The sequence below is a fragment of the Terrabacter sp. 05T424 genome (genome assembly GCF_056396225.1).
Map to the genome: position 1 here is coordinate 37,798 of NZ_JBFTLB010000006.1, position 17,309 is coordinate 55,106.

The window sequence follows — 17,309 nt, forward strand, 5'->3', positions numbered from 1 at the left end:
GGCGAGGCGGGGTCGGGGGGCGTCGGCACCGAGCCTAGACTCATGGGCCATGACCGACGCGGTGACACTGTCCGGCCTGCACCGCGCGTTCGGTCGGGTCACGGCGCTCGACGGCTTGACCTGGAGCGCCCCCGCCGGACGCATCACGGCCGTGCTCGGGCCCAACGGCGCCGGCAAGACCACAGCCATCGAGTGCGCGGTCGGACTCGGCCGCCCCGACCAGGGCACGGTCCGCGTGCTCGGCACCGACCCGTGGCTGGCCGGCGCCGACCACCGGGCCCGCGTCGGCGTCATGCTCCAGTCCGGCGGCCTGCCCAACGGCACGAAGCCCCTTCGCCTGCTGCACCACCTCGCCCGGCTCTATGCCGACCCGGTCGACGTCGACGAGGTCGCTCAGCGGCTCGGGGTCACCGACTTCGCGTCCACGACGGTGCGCCGGCTGTCCGGCGGCCAGAAGCAGCGGCTGGCCCTTGCGGCGGCGCTCCTCGGACGACCCGAGGTGCTCTTCCTCGACGAGCCCGCGGCAGGCCTCGACCCGCACGGGCGGCTCGACGTGTGGGACCTCGTCGCCGAGCAGCGCGACGGCGGAACCACGGTCGTCGTCACCACGCACTCGTTCGAGGAGGCCGCGCGGCTCGCCGACCACCTCGTCATCATGAACGCCGGCCGCACCGTCGCGCAGGGCACGCCCGAGTCCGTGACCAGCGGGCGCCCGCTCGAGGACGTCTACTTCAGCCTGACCCGTAAGGGAGCCGCGTGACCACCGACGCCACCACGACCCCCGCCCGTGCGGCTGCCCCCCGGCGGAGGGTGCTGGCCCAGGCGGGCTTCGAGCTCGGCAGCCTGCTGCGCAACGGGGAGCAGCTCCTCGTCTCGCTCGTGCTCCCCTCCCTCGCACTGGTCGGGCTCAGCCTCACCTCCTCCCCGTCCCTCGGGCCGGGCCGACGCGTCGACGTCGCCACCGCCGGGGTCATCGCCCTCTGCGTCGTCTCGGCAGCGTTCACCGCCCAGGCCATCTCCACCGGCTTCGACCGGCGCTACGCCGTTCTCCGCTATCTGGGCGTCACGCCCCTCGGCCGCGGCGGCCTCGTCGCCGGCAAGGTGCTCGCCACGCTCGCCGTAGAGGTGGTGCAGATCGCGGTGATCGCCGTCCTCGGTCTCGTGCTGGGTTGGCAGCCGGCTGCCGCCGGGATCGCGTATGCCGTCCTCTTCGTCGTCGCGGGCACGTGGGCCTTCGTGGCGCTGGCCCTGCTCCTCGCAGGCACCCTGCGGGCCGAGGCAGTGCTGGCGATCGCAAACCTCGTCTGGGTGCTGCTCCTCGGTGTGGGCGGCGTCATCGTGCCGCGCACCGAGCTGCCGGGCGGCGTCGGGCAGGCCGTCGCGTTCCTCCCCTCGGCCGGGCTCGCCGACGGCCTGAGGTCTGCGCTGGTGGACGGCGACCTGAACCTTCTCGCCCTGGTGGTCGTCCTCGCGTGGGGAGTGGTGTCGACGGCCCTGGCGGCGCGTCTGTTCCGCTTCGACGACTGAACCAGACAGACTGACCGCAGCGCGGGCGGGCCCACCGTCCGACGACCCGACGACCCGACGAGCCTGGAGGCGACGTGTTCGACATCATCCTCGGTCTTCCCGTGCACGCCCTCGTGATCCATGTCGTCGTGATCCTCGCTCCGCTGGCTGCCCTGACTGCCATCGCGTACGTCGTTCGACCGGCCTGGCGTCGGCTGCTGCGCTGGCCCACCGCAGCCCTGGCCGTCATCGCCGGTGGGTCCGCGTTCGTCGCCGCCGAGAGCGGCGAGGCACTCCAGCGCAGGATCTCGCAGGCCCGGGCGAGCACGACGAACTTCGACCTGCTGAACACCCACACCGAATGGGGCAGCCGGGCCCGCCTCTTCTGCCTCGTCTTCATGGTGCTCACACTCGTGGCCGTCTGGTTCGTCAGGCCGCCGGAGGAGGAAGCGCCCCGAGGGCATGCGCTCGACATGCTCATCGGCACGCTCGTCGTCCTCTCGGCCGTTGCCGCGCTCGTGACCGTGGTCGTCGCCGGCCACGCCGGGTCGACCGTCGTGTGGACCGGGCTGGCCTGACCGCCGCAGCTCCTCGGCCCCGGGGGGCGTCGGATTCGGCGCTCCCGACCCGGCGGCATACCCTTGCGGGGTGTCCTCCACCCCCACTTTGACGGGCGCAGACGCGGCGCCGGGCGCGGGCCGTCTCGCCCGTGCCGCTGGCCGCCTCCCGGCCGCGCCAGCCCGCTGGGTCCGCCCGCTCCTGCTCGCCAACCTCGTCGGTGAGGTCGGCATCGTCGTCACCGGCGGCATCGTCCGGCTGACCGGAAGCGGTCTGGGCTGCACGACCTGGCCAGAGTGCCAACCCGGCTCGTTCACGCCCGTGCGCACTCCCGAGAGCGCCTACCACGACCTCGTCGAGTTCGGGAACCGCACGCTGACCAGCGTGGTCGGCGTCCTCGCCCTCGTGTCCCTCTTCGTCGTGCTGAGGACCTGGCCGCAGCGCAGGCGTCTCCATGCCGTCGCGATCGGCGTACTCGCCGGCATCCCGGCGCAGGCCGTGCTCGGTGGAATCACGGTGCTGACCGGGCTCAACCCGTGGACCGTGATGGCGCACTTCCTGCTGTCGATGGTGCTGATCGCTTTGTCGACGGCGCTCGTGCGCGGCGCCCGCGACGACGTGTCCGGTCCGGGCGAGCTCGTCGTCCACCCCCTGGCGCGGCGACTCGCGCTCGGAACGAGCGCCGTCGGGGCGGTCGTGCTCCTGCTCGGCACGATCGTCACTGGCTCGGGTCCGCACTCGGGCGACGCCGACAAACCCGCACGCACCGGCTTCGACCCGCGGTTCGTGTCGTGGATGCACGCCGACGCGGTCATGCTCTTCTGCGGCCTCGTCATCGCCACCCTCGTCGCGGTGCGCATCACCGCGACCACCGACGAGGCGAAGCGGGCGTGGGACATGGTTCTGGTCGTCACGCTCGCCCAGGGCCTCATCGGCTATGTCCAGTACTTCACGAAGCTGCCCGAGCTCCTCGTGCTGGTGCACATGCTCGGCGCCAGCCTCCTCGTCGTCACCCTGACCTTCGGGGTGCTCGCCACTCGACGCCACCCCGTCTGAGCCTGCCGAGCGCCCACCCGGCACCGCTGCTGCCTAGGCTGGCGTCGTGACCGACCAGCCCACCCTGCGCGACGGCGACCTCGTCCTCCGGCCGTGGGCTCCCGACGACAGCGACGCCACCCGGACGCTCCACGACGCCGAGATCGCGCGCTGGTTCGACTTCCCCGACGTCGTGCCGCCCGAGCAGCAGCACCTTGACTGGATCGCGCAGACCGGCGTCGAGTGGACCGAACGACGCAAGGCCACCTTCCTCGTCGAGTGGCGTGGGCGACCGGCCGGATCGGTCGACGTGCGCGTCGGCGACCCCGGCGTCGGCGTGCTCTCGTGGGCCGTCTACGCGCCGTTCCGCGGGCGAGGGCTCGCCTGGCGAGCGGTCCGCATGCTCGTGGAGTGGGCGTTCGAGGCGCTCGACCTCGAACGGGTCGAGGCCCACGTCAACCCCGAGAACCGAGCCTCCCTGCGCACCGCCCTGCGAGCCGGGCTGCGACGCGAAGGGCTGCTGCGCGGCAACGCGACACTCGGCGGCATACGCCAGGACACCGTCGTGCTGGGCCGCCGCCGTGACGACGCGCACCCCGACACCCGCGACGGCTTCACCGCGATGCTCGACTCGACCCTGCCGACCAAGCGCGCCATCGCCCAGGGGATGCTGCGCTCACCCGCCGGCGAGCTGCTCCTCTGCGAGCTCGTCTACAAGCGCGAGTGGGACCTGCCCGGCGGCGTCGTCGACCGGCACGAGTCGCCGGCTGCCTGCGTCGTGCGCGAGATCCGCGAGGAGCTCGACCTCGTGGTGCGCGCCGGGCCGCTCCTGGCCGTCAACTGGCTCCCCGCCCTGCATGGGTGGACCGACGCGACCGTGTTCGTCTTCGACCTCGGCACGGTCGACGCGTCCGTCGTCGAGCGGGCGCACCTGCAGGCGCGCGAGATCCGAGCCGTGCACTGGACGTCCCGGGGCGACTGGGCCGGACGTGTGGCGCCCTACAACGAGCGCCTGCTCAGTGTGCTCGACGGCCACACCGGGGGCACCCTCTACCTCGAGGGCGGCTCCCCCGTCAGCTGAGCCCCCTTCCCCGATCGACAGAACACTCCGTCACCACAGATGCGTGACGACCTGTTCCCTCGATCGGGAAGGACGGCCCACCCCTTTGATCCAGAGAACACTCCGTCATGTGACGGAGTGTTCTCTCGATTGCTGACGGGCCGGGGCTCAGGAGAAGAACGGGAGCGGCAGGTGCCAGACGGGGTCAAGGGCCACGCCGACGAACAGGATCGTCAGGTACGTGATGGAGAAGTGGAAGAGACGCATCGGCTTGAGGACGTCCTCGGCGGCACCGGCGCGTGCCCGCGACAGCAGGCGGTGCGCCTCGCCCAGGAACAGCACGCCCGAGACGACGGCTGCGACGGCGTACACCCAGCCGACCCGCTGGACGGGGATGAGGGCGAGCGACGTCAGGACCATGGCCCACGAGTAGGCCACGACCTGCTTGGCCACGACGACGAAGCGCTCGACGACGGGCAGCATCGGCACGTGCGCGGCGGTGTAGTCGTCCTTGTAGCGCATGGACAGCGGCCAGTAGTGCGGCGGCGTCCAGAAGAAGATCACCATGAAGAGGATGAAGGCCGACCAGCTGATCGAGTCGGTCACCGCCGACCAGCCGATGAGCACCGGCATGCAACCGGCCGCGCCGCCCCAGACGATGTTCTGGGCCGTGCGCCGCTTGAGCAGCAGCGTGTAGCCGAACACGTAGAACAGCAGCGCCCCGAGCGCGAGCCAGGCGCTGAGCCAGTTGACGAGCAGCCCGAGCCACAGCGTCGAAGCCACGGTGAGGGCCGCGCCGAAGACGAGGGCACCCCGCGGGCTGATCGTGCCGGTCACCAGCGGCCGCCGGCTGGTGCGGTGCATCACCGCGTCGATGTCGCGGTCGATGTAGCAGTTGAGCGTGTTGGCCGCGCCCGCCGAGAGCGTGCCGCCCACGACGGTGGCGATCACCAGCCAGAGGTCGGGCACGCCCTGCTCGGCAAGGAACATCACGGGGATGGTCGTGATGAGGAGCAGCTCGATGATCCGCGGCTTCATCAGCGAGACGTACTGTCCCAGGCGGAACTTCAGCCCACTGCCGTCCGGACCGTGCAGCGCCGACAGGTCGGCGCGGGGGTCCACCGTTGTCACTGAGATCCTCACCGCTGGTACGTCGCTCCGACCCGTTGGGTACGTGAGCATTGCGTCGCAAGTCTAGACCGTCGCCGGAGCCGGTCGACACGCGCCGGTCCCCATCCGACGCACAGCCGTCCAGCGTCCGGCAGCGCGCCGGTACCGCCCCTCGGGCGAGGTGTCGTCGCTCACAACGCACGGACTAGGCTCGTGGCCGTACGCGATCCACGTTTTCCGAAGGAGACCCGTTCCGTGCCAACCGCTGCGTCCAGCACCGCCACCAAGGCGAAGAAGCCCACCCGATCCGGCAGCACGCGGGCGACGAAGGCGAAGGGCGTGCTGGCACAGCGTGACCCGGGTCTGCCGCTGCCCGTCGCGAAGAAGGCCGGGTGGACTGACCTCGACGTCCGAGCCGTCGACACGACCCGTCTGCTGGCAGCGGACGCCGTGCAGAAGGTCGGCAACGGCCACCCCGGCACGGCCATGTCGCTCGCGCCGCTCGCGTACCTGCTCTACCAGAACGTCATGACCCACGACCCGTCCGACCCGAGCTGGCTCGGCCGTGACCGCTTCGTGCTCTCGTGCGGGCACTCGAGCCTCACGCAGTACGTCCAGCTCTACCTCTCCGGCTACGGCCTCTCGCTCGACGACCTCAAGTCGCTGCGCACGTGGGGCTCGCTGACGCCGGGCCACCCCGAGGTCCACCACACGGCGGGTGTCGAGATCACCACTGGCCCGCTGGGCTCGGGTCTCGCGTCGGCCGTGGGCATGGCCATGGCACAGCGTCGCCAGCGCGGGCTCTTCGACCCCGACGCGAAGGCAGGCACCAGCCCCTTCGACCACAACATCTACGTCATCGCCTCCGACGGCGACATGCAGGAGGGTGTCTCGCACGAGGCGTGCGCCCTGGCCGGCCACCAGGAGCTCGGCAACCTGACGGTCGTCTACGACGCCAACCAGATCTCCATCGAGGACGACACCGACATCGCCTTCAGCGAGGACGTCGGCGCTCGCTTCGAGGCCTACGGCTGGCACGTCGTCGAGGTCGACTGGCGCAAGGACGCCGACGGGTCCACGTACGTCGAGGACGTCGACGCCCTCCTGGCTGCCATCAAGAGCGGCGAGAAGGTCAGCAACAAGCCGACGCTCGTCGTGCTCCACACGATCATCGCGTGGCCCGCCCCGACGAAGCAGAACACCGGCAAGTCGCACGGCTCTGCCCTGGGCGACGCCGAGATCGGCGCCACCAAGGAGCTGCTCGGCTTCGACCCGAAGAAGTCCTTCGCCGTCGAGCCCGCCGTGCTCAAGCACGCCCGCGACGTCGTCAAGCGCGGCAAGGCCGCCCACCGCGAGTGGGACAAGGCGTACAAGGCGTGGCGCAAGGCCAACCCCGACCGTGCCGCCCTGCTCGACCGCGTCGTCTCCGGCAAGGCGCCGGCCGGCCTCGCGAAGGCCCTGCCGACCTTCCCGGCCGACGCAAAGGGCATCGCCACCCGCGCCGCGTCAGGCAAGGTGCTCAGCGCGCTGGCCGACGTCATGCCCGAGCTGTGGGGCGGCTCGGCCGACCTCGCCGAGTCGAACAACACGACGATGGAGGGTGAGCCGTCGTTCATCCCCAGCGGCAAGCAGACCCGCGAGTGGAAGGGCGGACCCTACGGCCGCACCCTGCACTTCGGCATCCGCGAGAACGGGATGGGCATGATCCTCAACGGGATCGCGCTCGAGGGCCTGACCCGCCCCTACGGCGGCACGTTCCTCGTCTTCTCCGACTACATGCGCCCCGCCGTACGTCTCGCCTCGATCCAGCAGGCGCCGGTCACCTACGTGTGGACCCACGACTCGATCGGTCTCGGCGAGGACGGCCCGACGCACCAGCCGATCGAGCACCTCGCCGCCCTGCGCGCCATCCCCGGCCTCGACGTCGTGCGCCCCGCGGACGCCAACGAGACCGCTGCCGCGTGGGCCCAGATCCTCACCCGCACCGACGGTCCGGCCGCGCTGTGCCTGACGCGTCAGCCCGTGCCCACCTGGGACCGCTCGACCTACGGCAAGGTGAGCGGTGTCGCCAAGGGCGCCTACGTGCTCGTCGAGGAGTCCCGCGCAGGCGACCCCGACGTCGTCCTCGTCGCCACCGGCTCCGAGGTGCAGCTGGCCGTCCAGGCCGCCGAGACGCTCGAGAAGTCGAAGGTCTCGACGCGTGTCGTGTCGATGCCGTGCCGCGAGTGGTTCGAGAAGCAGTCGCGCTCCTACCAGGACAAGGTGCTGCCGCCGTCGGTGCGTGCCCGCGTCAGCGTCGAGGCGGGTGTCTCGATGGGCTGGCACGACATCGTCGGCGACGCCGGCCGCGTGGTGAGCATCGAGCACTTCGGTGCCTCTGCCGACTTCCAGACGCTCTACCGCAAGTTCGGCATCACCGCCGAGGCCGTCGTCAAGGCGGCCAAGGACTCCGTCAAGGCCGCGAAGGCCGCCGCGACGAAGGCCCCCGGCGTCACCGAGACCAACCCGGCCCGCGCCGCCCAGAGCGCCGCCACCGATGTCATGGGTGCCGAGCTCGGCACCCCGGCAGCGAAGAAAGCTGCCGCCTCCGCCACCAGCAAGGGGAAGTGAACATGACCAACCCGAACACCAAGGCCCTCTCCGACGCCGGAGTCTCGATCTGGCTCGACGACCTCTCGCGCGACCTCCTCGAGACCGGCAAGATCTCCGACCTCATCGAGGAGCGCAACGTCGTCGGCCTCACGTCGAACCCGTCGATCTTCCAGGCGGCCATGTCCAAGGGCGACCGCTACAACGACGACCTGGCGAAGCTCACCAAGGACGGCAACGACGTCGAGCACGTCGTCTTCGAGCTGACCACCGCCGACGTGCGCGAGGCCTGCGACCTCTTCCTGCCGATTTACGAGTCGAGCAAGGGCGTCGACGGTCGCGCGTCCATCGAGGTCGACCCGCGCCTCGCGCACGACACCGAAAAGACGGTCGAGCAGGCCAAGCAGATGTATGCCGCCGTGGACCGCCCGAACGTCCTCATCAAGATCCCTGCCACCAAGGTTGGCCTTCCGGCCATCACGGCCACCATCGCCGAGGGCATCAGCGTCAACGTGACCCTGATCTTCTCGCTCGAGCGCTACCGGGCCGTCATGAACGCCTACCTCGAGGGGCTCGAGAAGGCACAGACGAACGGCCACGACCTGTCGAAGATCCACTCGGTCGCCTCGTTCTTCGTCTCCCGCGTCGACACCGAGATCGACAAGCGTCTCGATGCCATAGGCACCGACGAGGCCGTCGCGCTCAAGGGCAAGGCCGGCGTCGCCAATGCGCGCCTGGCCTACCAGGCCTACGAGGAGGTGTTCTCGACGCCGCGCTGGACGTCGCTGGCCGATGCGGGCGCCAACCCGCAGCGTCCGCTGTGGGCCTCCACCGGCGTCAAGGACCCCGCCTACCCCGACACCCTCTACGTCACCGAGCTCGTCGCGCCGGGCGTCGTCAACACGATGCCGGAGAAGACGCTCGAGGCCACGGCCGACCACGGGAAGGTCACCGGCGACACGATCACCGGCGGCTACGCCGAGGCGAGCAAGGTGCTCGACGACCTCGAGGGCGTCGGCGTCTCCTACAACGAGGTCGTCGACCTGCTCGAGGTCGAGGGCGTCGACAAGTTCGAGAAGGCATGGGGCGAGCTGCTCGAGGGCGTGACGGCGGAGATGGAGAAGGTGAGCGCATGAGCTCACTGTCCGTCACCGCGTCAGGTGCAGCGGCGGACGCGATCGGGCAGCACGTGCCGGCCCTCGTCGAGGACTCCGTCGCGAGCAAGCTCTTCGCCCAGGACGCGACCCTGTGGGGGCCCGACGCCGAGTCCGAGTCGCGGATCCGCCTCTCCTGGGTCGGGCTCCCCCGCTCGTCGCGTCCGCTCGTCGGCGAGATCGCCGCCCTGCGCGACTCGTTCGCCGAGCAGGGCCTCGACCACGTCGTGCTCTGCGGCATGGGTGGGTCGTCCCTGGCCCCCGAGGTCATCTGCGCCACCGCGGGCAAGCCGATCGTCATCCTCGACTCGTCCGACCCCGACTACGTACGCCGCGCGCTGGGTGACGATCTCGAGCGCACCGTCGTCGTCGTGTCGAGCAAGTCGGGGTCCACGGTCGAGACGGACTCGCAGCGACGCGCGTACGAGCAGGCGTTCACCGACGCAGGCATCGACCCCGCGTCGCGCATCGTCATCGTCACCGACCCGGGCAGCCCGCTCGACAAGGCGTCGCGAGAGAAGGGCTACCGCGTCGTCAACGCCGACCCGAACGTCGGTGGGCGCTACTCGGCCCTCACGGCGTTCGGCCTCGTGCCCAGTGGGCTGGCCGGCGTCGACGTCGAGGCCCTCCTCGACGAGGCGGAGTCGGTCGCCGACCTGCTCGCGGCCGACGACGACGCCAACCCCGGCCTTCGCCTCGGCGCCGCCATGGGTGGCACCGAGCCGTTGCGCGACAAGCTCGTGCTCGTCGACGACGGCTCCGGCATCGTCGGGTTCGCCGACTGGGCAGAGCAGCTCATCGCCGAGTCCACCGGCAAGAACGGCACCGGCGTGCTGCCGGTCGTCGCCGCCGGAGACGCCGACCCCGAGGTCGCGTGGCCGGCCGCCGACATCACCGTGGCTCGGCTCGTCGCGTCCGACACCGACGACGACACGCCCTCGGGCGACGCCGACTCCGAGGTACGCGTGGGCGGCGCCCTCGGCGCCCAGCTGCTCCTCTGGGAGGTGGCGACGGCCGTCGCGGGGCGTCTGCTCGGCATCAACCCGTTCGACCAGCCCGACGTCGAGAGTGCCAAGAAGGCCGCACGCGAGCTGCTCGACCAGGGCACCGGCTCCGCGGAGGCACCGGCCGCGACCGACGGAGCGATCGAGATCCGCGCGCTCGGCGGCGACGGCTCGTGGCTGGGCGACGCCCAGACGGTCGCGGCGGCGCTCGACGCCCTCATCGGGCAGCTCGACCCGGCCCGGGGCTACGTCGCCGTCATGGCCTACCTCGACCGGCTCGCCGACGCCGACCTGGCGGAGTGCCGGGTTCCGCTGGCGCGTCGCACGGAGCGACCGGTGACGTTCGGCTGGGGCCCGCGCTTCCTGCACTCCACCGGTCAGTTCCACAAGGGTGGCCCGGCGGTCGGCGTCTACCTGCAGGTCACGGCAGCGCCGAAGCAGGACCTCCCGATCCCCGGTCGGGAGTTCACCTTCGGCGACTTCATCGCCTCCCAGGCCGGCGGAGACGCGGCGGTGCTCGCCGACCACGGCCGACCCGTGCTCCAGCTGCACCTCACCGACCACGACGCAGGGCTGGCGCAGCTGCGCGAGGCCCTCTCGGACTCGTCCCCAGAAGGAGGTCGTGGATGAGTCCAGCGCGGATCGCCCACGGACAGAACCCGCTTCGCACGGCCGAGGACAAGCGCATCCCGCGCATCGCGGGCCCCTGTGGTCTCGTGCTGTTCGGAGTCACCGGCGACCTCGCCCGCAAGAAGCTGATGCCGGCGATCTACGACCTCGCCAACCGCGGGCTCCTGCCGCCGGGCTTCTCTCTCGTCGGCTTCGCCCGGCGCGACTGGGCCACGCAGGACTTCGGGCGGGTCGTCCACGACGCGGTGAAGCAGCACGCGCGCACGCCCTTCAGCGAGGACGTGTGGCGCAACCTGTCCGAGGGATTCCGTTTCGTGCCAGGCACCTTCGACGACCCCGCCGCGTTCGACCTGCTCGCCAAGACGGTCGAGGAGCTCGACCGCGACCGCGGCACCGGCGGCAACCACGCCTTCTACCTCTCCATCCCGCCGGGCTTCTTCGCGACGGTCTGCGAGCAGCTCGAGCGCTGCGGACTGACGAGGGCCGAGGGCGACAGCTGGCGGCGCGTCATCATCGAGAAGCCGTTCGGCCACGACCTCAAGAGCGCCCAGGAGCTCAACGAGATCGTCGAGGGCGTCTTCACCCCCGACTCCGTCTTCCGCATCGACCACTACCTCGGCAAGGAGACGGTCCAGAACCTGCTGGCGCTCCGCTTCGCCAACCAGCTCTTCGAGCCGGTGTGGAACGCCAACTACGTCGACCACGTGCAGATCACGATGGCCGAGGACATCGGCATCGCGGGACGAGCGGGCTACTACGACGGCATCGGCGCCGCTCGTGACGTCATCCAGAACCACCTGATCCAGCTGCTCGCGCTCACGGCCATGGAGGAGCCGGTCTCCTTCGACGCCAAGGACCTTCGGGCCGAGAAGGAGAAGGTGCTCTCGGCCGTTCGCCTTCCAGCGGACCTCGACAAGGGCGCTGCGCGCGGGCAGTACGCCGGTGGCTGGCAGGGCGCCGAGGAGGTCGTCGGCTACCTCCAGGAGGACGGCGTCGACCCGAAGTCGGTGACCGAGACCTTCGCCGCGGTGACGCTCGAGGTCGACACCCGACGCTGGGCAGGCGTGCCGTTCTACCTGCGCACCGGCAAGCGCCTGGGCAAGCGGGTCACCGAGATCGCCGTTGTCTTCAAGCGGGCGCCGCACCTGCCCTTCGAGCACACCGCCACGGAGGAGCTCGGCCAGAACGCCATCGTCATCCGGGTGCAGCCAGACGAGGGCGTCACGCTGCGCTTCGGCTCCAAGGTGCCGGGTGCGCAGATGGAGGTGCGCGACGTGACTATGGACTTCGGATACGGCTCGTCGTTCACGGAGGCCTCGCCCGAGGCGTACGAACGCCTCATCCTCGACGTGCTCCTCGGCGACCCGCCGCTCTTCCCACGGCACGAGGAGGTCGAGTCGTCCTGGCGCATCCTCGACCCTCTGATGCGCCACTGGGCCAAGGGCGGCAAGCCGGAGCAGTACCCCGCCGGCACGTGGGGACCGCCGTCGGCCGACCGGATGCTCGAACGCGACAGACGCACGTGGAGGATGCCGTGATCCGCGACCTGACCGACACCAGCACCACAGGGATCAGCAAGACCTTGGTGCGCCTGCGCAACGAGGTGGGCGCTCTGGCACTCGGGCGGGTGCTGACACTCGTCGTCGTCGTCGAGGACACCGATGCCCAGAACGCCATCGAGGTCGCCAACCAGGCGAGCCGACAGCACCCCTGCCGCATCATCGTGGTCATCGCCGGCGACCGCCGCGGCAAGAACCGCCTCGATGCCCAGATCCGCCTCGGCGGCGACGCGGGTGCGAGCGAGATCGTCGTGCTGCGGCTCTACGGCGCCCTGGCCAACCACGGCCCGAGCGTCGTCGTGCCGCTGCTGCTGCCCGACTCCCCCATCGTCGCTTGGTGGCCCGGCGAGGCCCCCGCCGACGTCGCCAAGGACCCGATCGGCGCCATGGCTCAACGTCGCATCACCGACGTGGCCGAGCACCGCAACCCCCGGCTCATGCTCAAGAAGCGCGCGGCGACCTACGCGCCCGGCGACACCGACCTCGCCTGGACGCGCATCACCCGCTGGCGTGGCCTGCTCGCAGCGGCCCTCGACCAGCCGCCATACGAACCGATCACGGGCGCCGTCGTGAGCGGCGCGCCAGACTCCCCGTCGTCCGACCTGCTCGCGGCGTGGCTCTCGCGGCGGCTCAGGGTGCCCGTGCACCGCGTGTCGACGCCTCGCGGGTCAGGGATCGCCGCCGTGCGCCTCGAGCGCAAGAGCGGACCCATCGACCTCGTGCGCCCCGGCGACTCGGTCGCGACCCTGTCGCAGTCGGGCCAGCCCGACCGTCGGATCAGCCTTCCGCGGCGCGAGCTGCCGGAGTGCCTGGCCGACGAGCTGCGTCGCCTCGACCCCGACGATGCGTACGAGGACGCGCTCCTGCACGGTTTGGGCGCCCTCCAGCCGGTGCGGCTCACGGCAGCCGCGGCCGCCAAGGCCGGCAAGGCCCCCGACCCGGCCGAGTCGCGCCGTCTCGCCGCACGCCTGAGCCGCGACGAGTCGGCCCAGGAGGCCAGCGCGATGATCACGGCCTCCGCGCCGCCCTCGCACGCCGAGACCGCCGACGTGCGGGCCGCCACCGTGCGCAAGCTCGCCGGCAAGCGCACGCCGCGCGAGAAGCAGGCCGCCAAGGACCGCAAGAAGGCGGTCGAGGCCGGCGCCGCTTCCGGCGGGGCCGCGAAGACGGCGGGCACGCGCAAGGCCGCTGCCCGGAAGTCGAGTGCCGCGTCGACGACCGCCACGAAGGCGGCGGCCACGAGCTCGTCCTCCGCGCGCAAGACCACGACGCGCAAGACGACCGCGCGTAAGACCACCGCGCGTAAGACCACCGCACGCACGACGCCCGCGACCAAGGCAGCCACGGCCAAGGCAGCCACGGCCAAGACCGCCGCGGCCAAGTCGGCCACGACGAAGGCGAGCTCGTGAGCGCGGAGCCGCGGGTCGTCGTCCACCCCGACAAGCAGTCGCTCGCCGACGCGGCGGCCGCCCGGCTCGTCACCGCGATCATCGACGCCCAGACGCGCAAGCCCGAGGCGCAGCTCGCCCTGACCGGCGGGTCGATGGGCTCGGCGATCATCGCTGCGATAGCCACGGTCCCGGGCCGGTCTGCGGTCGACTGGACCCGCGTACGCGTGTGGTGGGGCGACGAGCGGTACCTGCCGGCAGGCGACCCCGACCGCAACGACACCCAGAACGACGAGGCCGGGCTGTCGGCGTTGGGGCTCGACCCTGCCAAGGTGCACCGGGTCGCCGGGCCCGAGGCGTCCGCCGACGCCGAGGCCAGCGCGACGGCATACGCCCAGACCATCCGCGAGCACGGCCAGAAGGCCTGGGACGTCGTGCTCTTCGGCGTCGGGCCCGACGGCCACGTCGCGTCGCTCTTCCCGCACCACCCGGCCCAGCGCATCGAGGACGCGATCGCCGTCGCGGTGCACGACTCCCCCAAACCACCGCCCGACCGGGTCAGCCTCACCTTCGAGTGCTTCGACCGGAGCCACGAGGTCTGGTTCCTCGTCGCGGGGGCAGACAAGGCCGAGGCGGTCGCCGCAGCGCTGGCACCCGGCGCCGATCGCTGGGACGTGCCGGCCGCCGGGGTGCGAGGCACCGACGCCACCCTCTGGCTCGTCGACGCCGACGCTGCCTCCGGTCTCGGCAAACCCGACTGACCGCACCCGACCAACCCAGCAAAGTGCCCACTCGACCGTCTTCACGATCGAGTGGGCACTTCGGTGCGGGCACCCGACACAGGTGCGGACGCTCAGGTCACTGGATGAGGCCGCGCTCGCGCAGAGTGCTCAGGGCCTCGTCGAGGATGGCGGCGCCGTCGGCGTCGCTGCGGCGCTCCTTCACGTAGGCGAGGTGCGTCTTGTAGGGCTCGACCTTCGGCGGGGCCGGAGGGTTGTCCTTGTCCTGCCCGGCCGGGAAGCCGCAGCGCGGGCAGTCCCACGTCTCGGGGAGCACCATGCCGGGCTCCTCGGCGAAGCTCGGACGCGTCTCGTGCCCGTTGGAGCACCAGTAGGAGATGTGGACGCGGGGGGCGGCGTCGCCGCGCTCTGCCTCGCCCATCGGGCCGGCGCCGACCCGGCTTCCACGAATGGCGTTACCGCTGGCCATCTACGTCTCCTCTCAGCTCGCGAAGCGGGCCAGCAGGCCCAGACCGATGATGGATGCCGCCCAGACAGCGGCCACGGCCACGGTGAAGCGGTCGAGGTTGCGCTCCGCGACGGACGAGCCGCCGAGGGACGTGGACATGCCCCCACCGAACATGTCGGACAGGCCGCCACCCTTGCCCTTGTGCAGCAGGATGAACAGGGTCAGGACCAGGCTGGACAGCACCAGCAGGACCTGAAGCACGATGCGAACCGCATCCACGTGGTGACTCCAAATCGTCGGGATCTCGGGGTGTTCGGGCCGGTGGGCCCCTCCCCCGGCTCTTTCGGGGCTCGGGCAAGGATACCTGCCCGAGGCCCCATCGGCCGAACGGCCCTCACGGGTGCCGCCCGGCCGATGGGAATGCCTCGGCGTCGTCTCGGACGCGCGTCAGCTGGTCGTCAGATGGTCGCGGTAGCGACAGATCGACGCGAACTCGGCCGGGTCGATGGACGCACCCCCGACGAGGGCGCCGTCGACGTCCTCCTGGGCCATGATCGAGGCCACGTTCCCAGCCTTGACACTGCCGCCGTAGAGCACGCGTATGCCGTCGGCGACGTCGCCGCTGTAGAGTTCCGCGAGCAGCGTGCGGATGGCGGCGCACACCTCCTGCGCGTCGTCGGGGGTCGCGACCTCGCCCGTGCCGATGGCCCAGATGGGCTCGTAGGCGATGACGATGCTGGCGGCCTGCTCCTTGGCGACGCCGTCGAGGTCGGCGCGAAGCTGCTCGACGACGTGTTCGACCTGGCGACTCTCCTTGCGCACGTCGAGGGCCTCGCCGCAGCAGAGGATCGGAGTGAGCCCGTGTGTGTAGGCGGCCTTCACCTTGGCGTTGACCACCTCGTCGGTCTCGCCGTGGCCCTCGCGTCGCTCGCTGTGCCCGATGGTCACGTAGGTGCAGCCGAGCTTGGCCAGGAACGCACCCGAGATGTCGCCCGTGTAGGCGCCCGACGTGTGCGGCGACAGGTCCTGCGCGCCGTACTTCAGGTCGAGCTTGTCACCCTCGACAAGCGTCTGCACGGACCGCAGGTCGGTGAACGGCGGGAGCACGGCGACCTCGACGGCCGCGTGGTCGTGCTTCGCGTCGCGCAGCGTCCAGTCGAGCTTCTGCACGAGGTGGGTCGCCTGCAGGTGGTCGAGGTTCATCTTCCAGTTGCCCGCCATGAGCGGGATGCGCCCGCTGGGGACGGTCTTGGTGTCCTTGGCCATCAGGCGTCGCCCTCCTCGAGCACGGTGAGCCCGGGCAGCTCCTTGCCCTCGAGGTACTCGAGGCTCGCGCCGCCGCCGGTGGAGATGTGGCCGAAGTCGGAGTCCTCGAAGCCGAGCTGGCGCACCGCCGCAGCGGAGTCGCCGCCGCCGACGACGGTGAGCGCACCCTTGGCGGTGATGTCGACGAGCGCCTGCGCGAGGGCCTTGGTGCCGTCGGCGAACGGGGCCATCTCGAACGCACCCATCGGGCCGTTCCAGAAGACGGTGCGGCAGTCGACGAGCTTCTCGGCGAACAGGCGGCTCGACTCGGGGCCGATGTCGAGCCCCATCCGGTCGGCCGGGATCGCGTCGGCCGCGACGACGTCGTGGGCGGCGTCGGCGCTGAACGCGTCGGCTGCGACGACGTCGACGGGCAGGACGATCTCGATGCCCTCCTTCTCGGCGCGCTCGAGGTAGCCCTTGACCGTGTCGACCTGGTCGGCCTCGAGCAGGCTCTTGCCGACCTCGAGACCCTGCGCCGCGAGGAAGGTGAACACCATGCCGCCACCGATGAGGAGGCGGTCGGCGGTGCCGAGCAGGTTGCCGATGACGCCGAGCTTGTCGGACACCTTGGCCCCACCGAGCACGACGGCATACGGGCGCTCGGGGTCCTTGGTGAGGCGCCGCAGCACGTCGACCTCGGTGGAGACGAGGTCGCCCGTGGCGTGCGGCAGCAGCCGGGCGACGTCGTAGACAGAGGCCTGCTTGCGGTGCACGACGCCGAAGCCGTCGGAGACGAAGACGTCTGCGAGAGAAGCCAGCTCGCCCGCGAACTCGGCGCGCTCGTCGTCGGTCTTGGCCGTCTCTCCCGCGTTGAAGCGGAGGTTCTCGAGGAGCAGCACCTGGCCGTCCTCGAGAGCGGCGGCCTTGGCCTTCGCGTCGTCACCGACCGTGTCGTCGGCGAAGACGACGTCGGTGCCGAGCACCTCACCCAGTCGCTTCGCGACCGGGGCGAGGGAGTACTTGGCCTCGGGAGCGCCCTTGGGGCGTCCGAGGTGGGCGCAGATGATGACGCGGGCGCCGCCGTCGGCGAGGGCCTTGATCGTCGGGGCCGAGGCGCGGATGCGGCCGTCGTCGGTGATGGTGGAGCCGTCGAGCGGCACGTTGAGGTCGGACCGGACGAGCACGCGCTTGCCGCGCAGGTCGCCGAGGTCGCTGGTGGTCTTCACGCGGATGCCTCTTCAGTGGTGGGGATCAGCCGGGCAAGGGTGCGGCCACCGCCC

16 protein-coding genes are annotated in these 17,309 nt (G+C 71.2%); 11 read left to right on the forward strand and 5 right to left on the reverse strand.

Features of this window, described 5'->3' with window-relative positions:
• The first annotated feature begins 49 nt into the window (after positions 1-49).
• The 5 genes from AC1DE0_RS13720 to AC1DE0_RS13740 all read left to right on the forward strand — a co-directional run bounded on the left by AC1DE0_RS13720 (position 50) and on the right by AC1DE0_RS13740 (position 4,180).
• Positions 50-760 carry an ABC transporter ATP-binding protein gene (locus AC1DE0_RS13720; protein ID WP_478101412.1) on the forward strand — a complete coding sequence of 237 codons (711 nt, stop codon included), beginning with the start codon at positions 50-52 and terminating at the stop codon, positions 758-760.
• The gene (locus AC1DE0_RS13725; RefSeq protein WP_478101414.1) at positions 757-1,527 is read left to right on the forward strand and encodes an ABC transporter permease; all 771 of its coding nucleotides are present in this window, start codon (positions 757-759) and stop codon (positions 1,525-1,527) included. The genes AC1DE0_RS13720 and AC1DE0_RS13725 overlap by 4 nt, the downstream gene beginning before the upstream one ends.
• Positions 1,528-1,601: 74 nt before the next feature.
• On the forward strand, positions 1,602-2,084 hold the full coding sequence (locus AC1DE0_RS13730) for a DUF2231 domain-containing protein (RefSeq protein WP_478101416.1): 483 nt from the start codon (positions 1,602-1,604) through the stop codon (positions 2,082-2,084).
• A 70-nt stretch (positions 2,085-2,154) separates the two neighbouring features.
• Positions 2,155-3,120 carry a COX15/CtaA family protein gene (locus AC1DE0_RS13735; RefSeq protein WP_478101418.1) on the forward strand — a complete coding sequence of 322 codons (966 nt, stop codon included), beginning with the start codon at positions 2,155-2,157 and terminating at the stop codon, positions 3,118-3,120.
• A gap of 46 nt (positions 3,121-3,166) precedes the next feature.
• On the forward strand, positions 3,167-4,180 hold the full coding sequence (locus tag AC1DE0_RS13740) for an NUDIX hydrolase (RefSeq protein ID WP_478101420.1): 1,014 nt from the start codon (positions 3,167-3,169) through the stop codon (positions 4,178-4,180).
• Between the two features lie 147 nt (positions 4,181-4,327).
• On the opposite strand, the gene AC1DE0_RS13745 is transcribed toward AC1DE0_RS13740, so the two are convergent.
• Positions 4,328-5,302, reverse strand: a complete 975-nt coding sequence (locus AC1DE0_RS13745; protein ID WP_478101422.1) for a heme o synthase — start codon at positions 5,300-5,302, stop codon at positions 4,328-4,330.
• Between the two features lie 222 nt (positions 5,303-5,524).
• Between AC1DE0_RS13745 and tkt the strand changes: the two genes are divergently transcribed.
• The 6 genes from tkt to pgl are packed head-to-tail and all read left to right on the forward strand — an operon-like array spanning position 5,525 to position 14,354.
• Positions 5,525-7,879 (forward strand): transketolase, encoded by a 2,355-nt coding sequence (gene tkt, locus AC1DE0_RS13750; RefSeq protein WP_478101424.1) that lies wholly within the window; start codon positions 5,525-5,527, stop codon positions 7,877-7,879.
• A 2-nt stretch (positions 7,880-7,881) separates the two neighbouring features.
• The gene (gene tal / locus AC1DE0_RS13755; RefSeq protein ID WP_478101426.1) at positions 7,882-8,994 is read left to right on the forward strand and encodes a transaldolase; all 1,113 of its coding nucleotides are present in this window, start codon (positions 7,882-7,884) and stop codon (positions 8,992-8,994) included.
• Entirely contained in the window at positions 8,991-10,646 is a 1,656-nt protein-coding gene (locus tag AC1DE0_RS13760; RefSeq protein ID WP_478101428.1) for a glucose-6-phosphate isomerase, read from the forward strand. Before tal ends, AC1DE0_RS13760 begins: the two co-directional genes overlap by 4 nt.
• The gene (gene zwf / locus AC1DE0_RS13765) at positions 10,643-12,184 is read left to right on the forward strand and encodes a glucose-6-phosphate dehydrogenase (RefSeq protein WP_478101429.1); all 1,542 of its coding nucleotides are present in this window, start codon (positions 10,643-10,645) and stop codon (positions 12,182-12,184) included. The genes AC1DE0_RS13760 and zwf overlap by 4 nt, the downstream gene beginning before the upstream one ends.
• A complete protein-coding gene (gene opcA, locus AC1DE0_RS13770) occupies positions 12,181-13,614 on the forward strand; it encodes a glucose-6-phosphate dehydrogenase assembly protein OpcA (protein WP_478101431.1) in 1,434 nt (477 codons plus the stop codon). The genes zwf and opcA overlap by 4 nt, the downstream gene beginning before the upstream one ends.
• Positions 13,611-14,354, forward strand: a complete 744-nt coding sequence (gene pgl / locus AC1DE0_RS13775) for a 6-phosphogluconolactonase (protein WP_478101432.1) — start codon at positions 13,611-13,613, stop codon at positions 14,352-14,354. The genes opcA and pgl overlap by 4 nt, the downstream gene beginning before the upstream one ends.
• Before the next feature lie 97 nt (positions 14,355-14,451).
• On the opposite strand, the gene AC1DE0_RS13780 is transcribed toward pgl, so the two are convergent.
• The 4 genes from AC1DE0_RS13780 to AC1DE0_RS13795 form a co-directional block, all read right to left on the reverse strand.
• Positions 14,452-14,802, reverse strand: a complete 351-nt coding sequence (locus AC1DE0_RS13780) for an RNA polymerase-binding protein RbpA (protein WP_081633871.1) — start codon at positions 14,800-14,802, stop codon at positions 14,452-14,454.
• A gap of 12 nt (positions 14,803-14,814) precedes the next feature.
• Positions 14,815-15,060, reverse strand: a complete 246-nt coding sequence (gene secG, locus AC1DE0_RS13785; RefSeq protein WP_045192358.1) for a preprotein translocase subunit SecG — start codon at positions 15,058-15,060, stop codon at positions 14,815-14,817.
• Positions 15,061-15,228: 168 nt separating this feature from the next.
• Complete coding sequence (gene tpiA / locus AC1DE0_RS13790) at positions 15,229-16,047, reverse strand: triose-phosphate isomerase (RefSeq protein WP_478101436.1); 819 nt, start codon at positions 16,045-16,047, stop codon at positions 15,229-15,231.
• On the reverse strand, positions 16,047-17,255 hold the full coding sequence (locus AC1DE0_RS13795; protein ID WP_478101438.1) for a phosphoglycerate kinase: 1,209 nt from the start codon (positions 17,253-17,255) through the stop codon (positions 16,047-16,049). Before AC1DE0_RS13795 ends, tpiA begins: the two co-directional genes overlap by 1 nt.
• Positions 17,256-17,309 lie beyond the last annotated feature (54 nt).

Coding starts and splice junctions, on each gene's coding strand:
- AC1DE0_RS13780 (WP_081633871.1), bottom strand. CDS start 14,802: ATGGCCAGCGGTAACGCCATTCGTGGAAGCCGGGTCGGCGCCGGCCCG.
- tal (WP_478101426.1), top strand. CDS start 7,882: ATGACCAACCCGAACACCAAGGCCCTCTCCGACGCCGGAGTCTCGATC.
- AC1DE0_RS13760 (WP_478101428.1), top strand. CDS start 8,991: ATGAGCTCACTGTCCGTCACCGCGTCAGGTGCAGCGGCGGACGCGATC.
- zwf (WP_478101429.1), top strand. CDS start 10,643: ATGAGTCCAGCGCGGATCGCCCACGGACAGAACCCGCTTCGCACGGCC.
- AC1DE0_RS13720 (WP_478101412.1), top strand. CDS start 50: ATGACCGACGCGGTGACACTGTCCGGCCTGCACCGCGCGTTCGGTCGG.
- tpiA (WP_478101436.1), bottom strand. CDS start 16,047: ATGGCCAAGGACACCAAGACCGTCCCCAGCGGGCGCATCCCGCTCATG.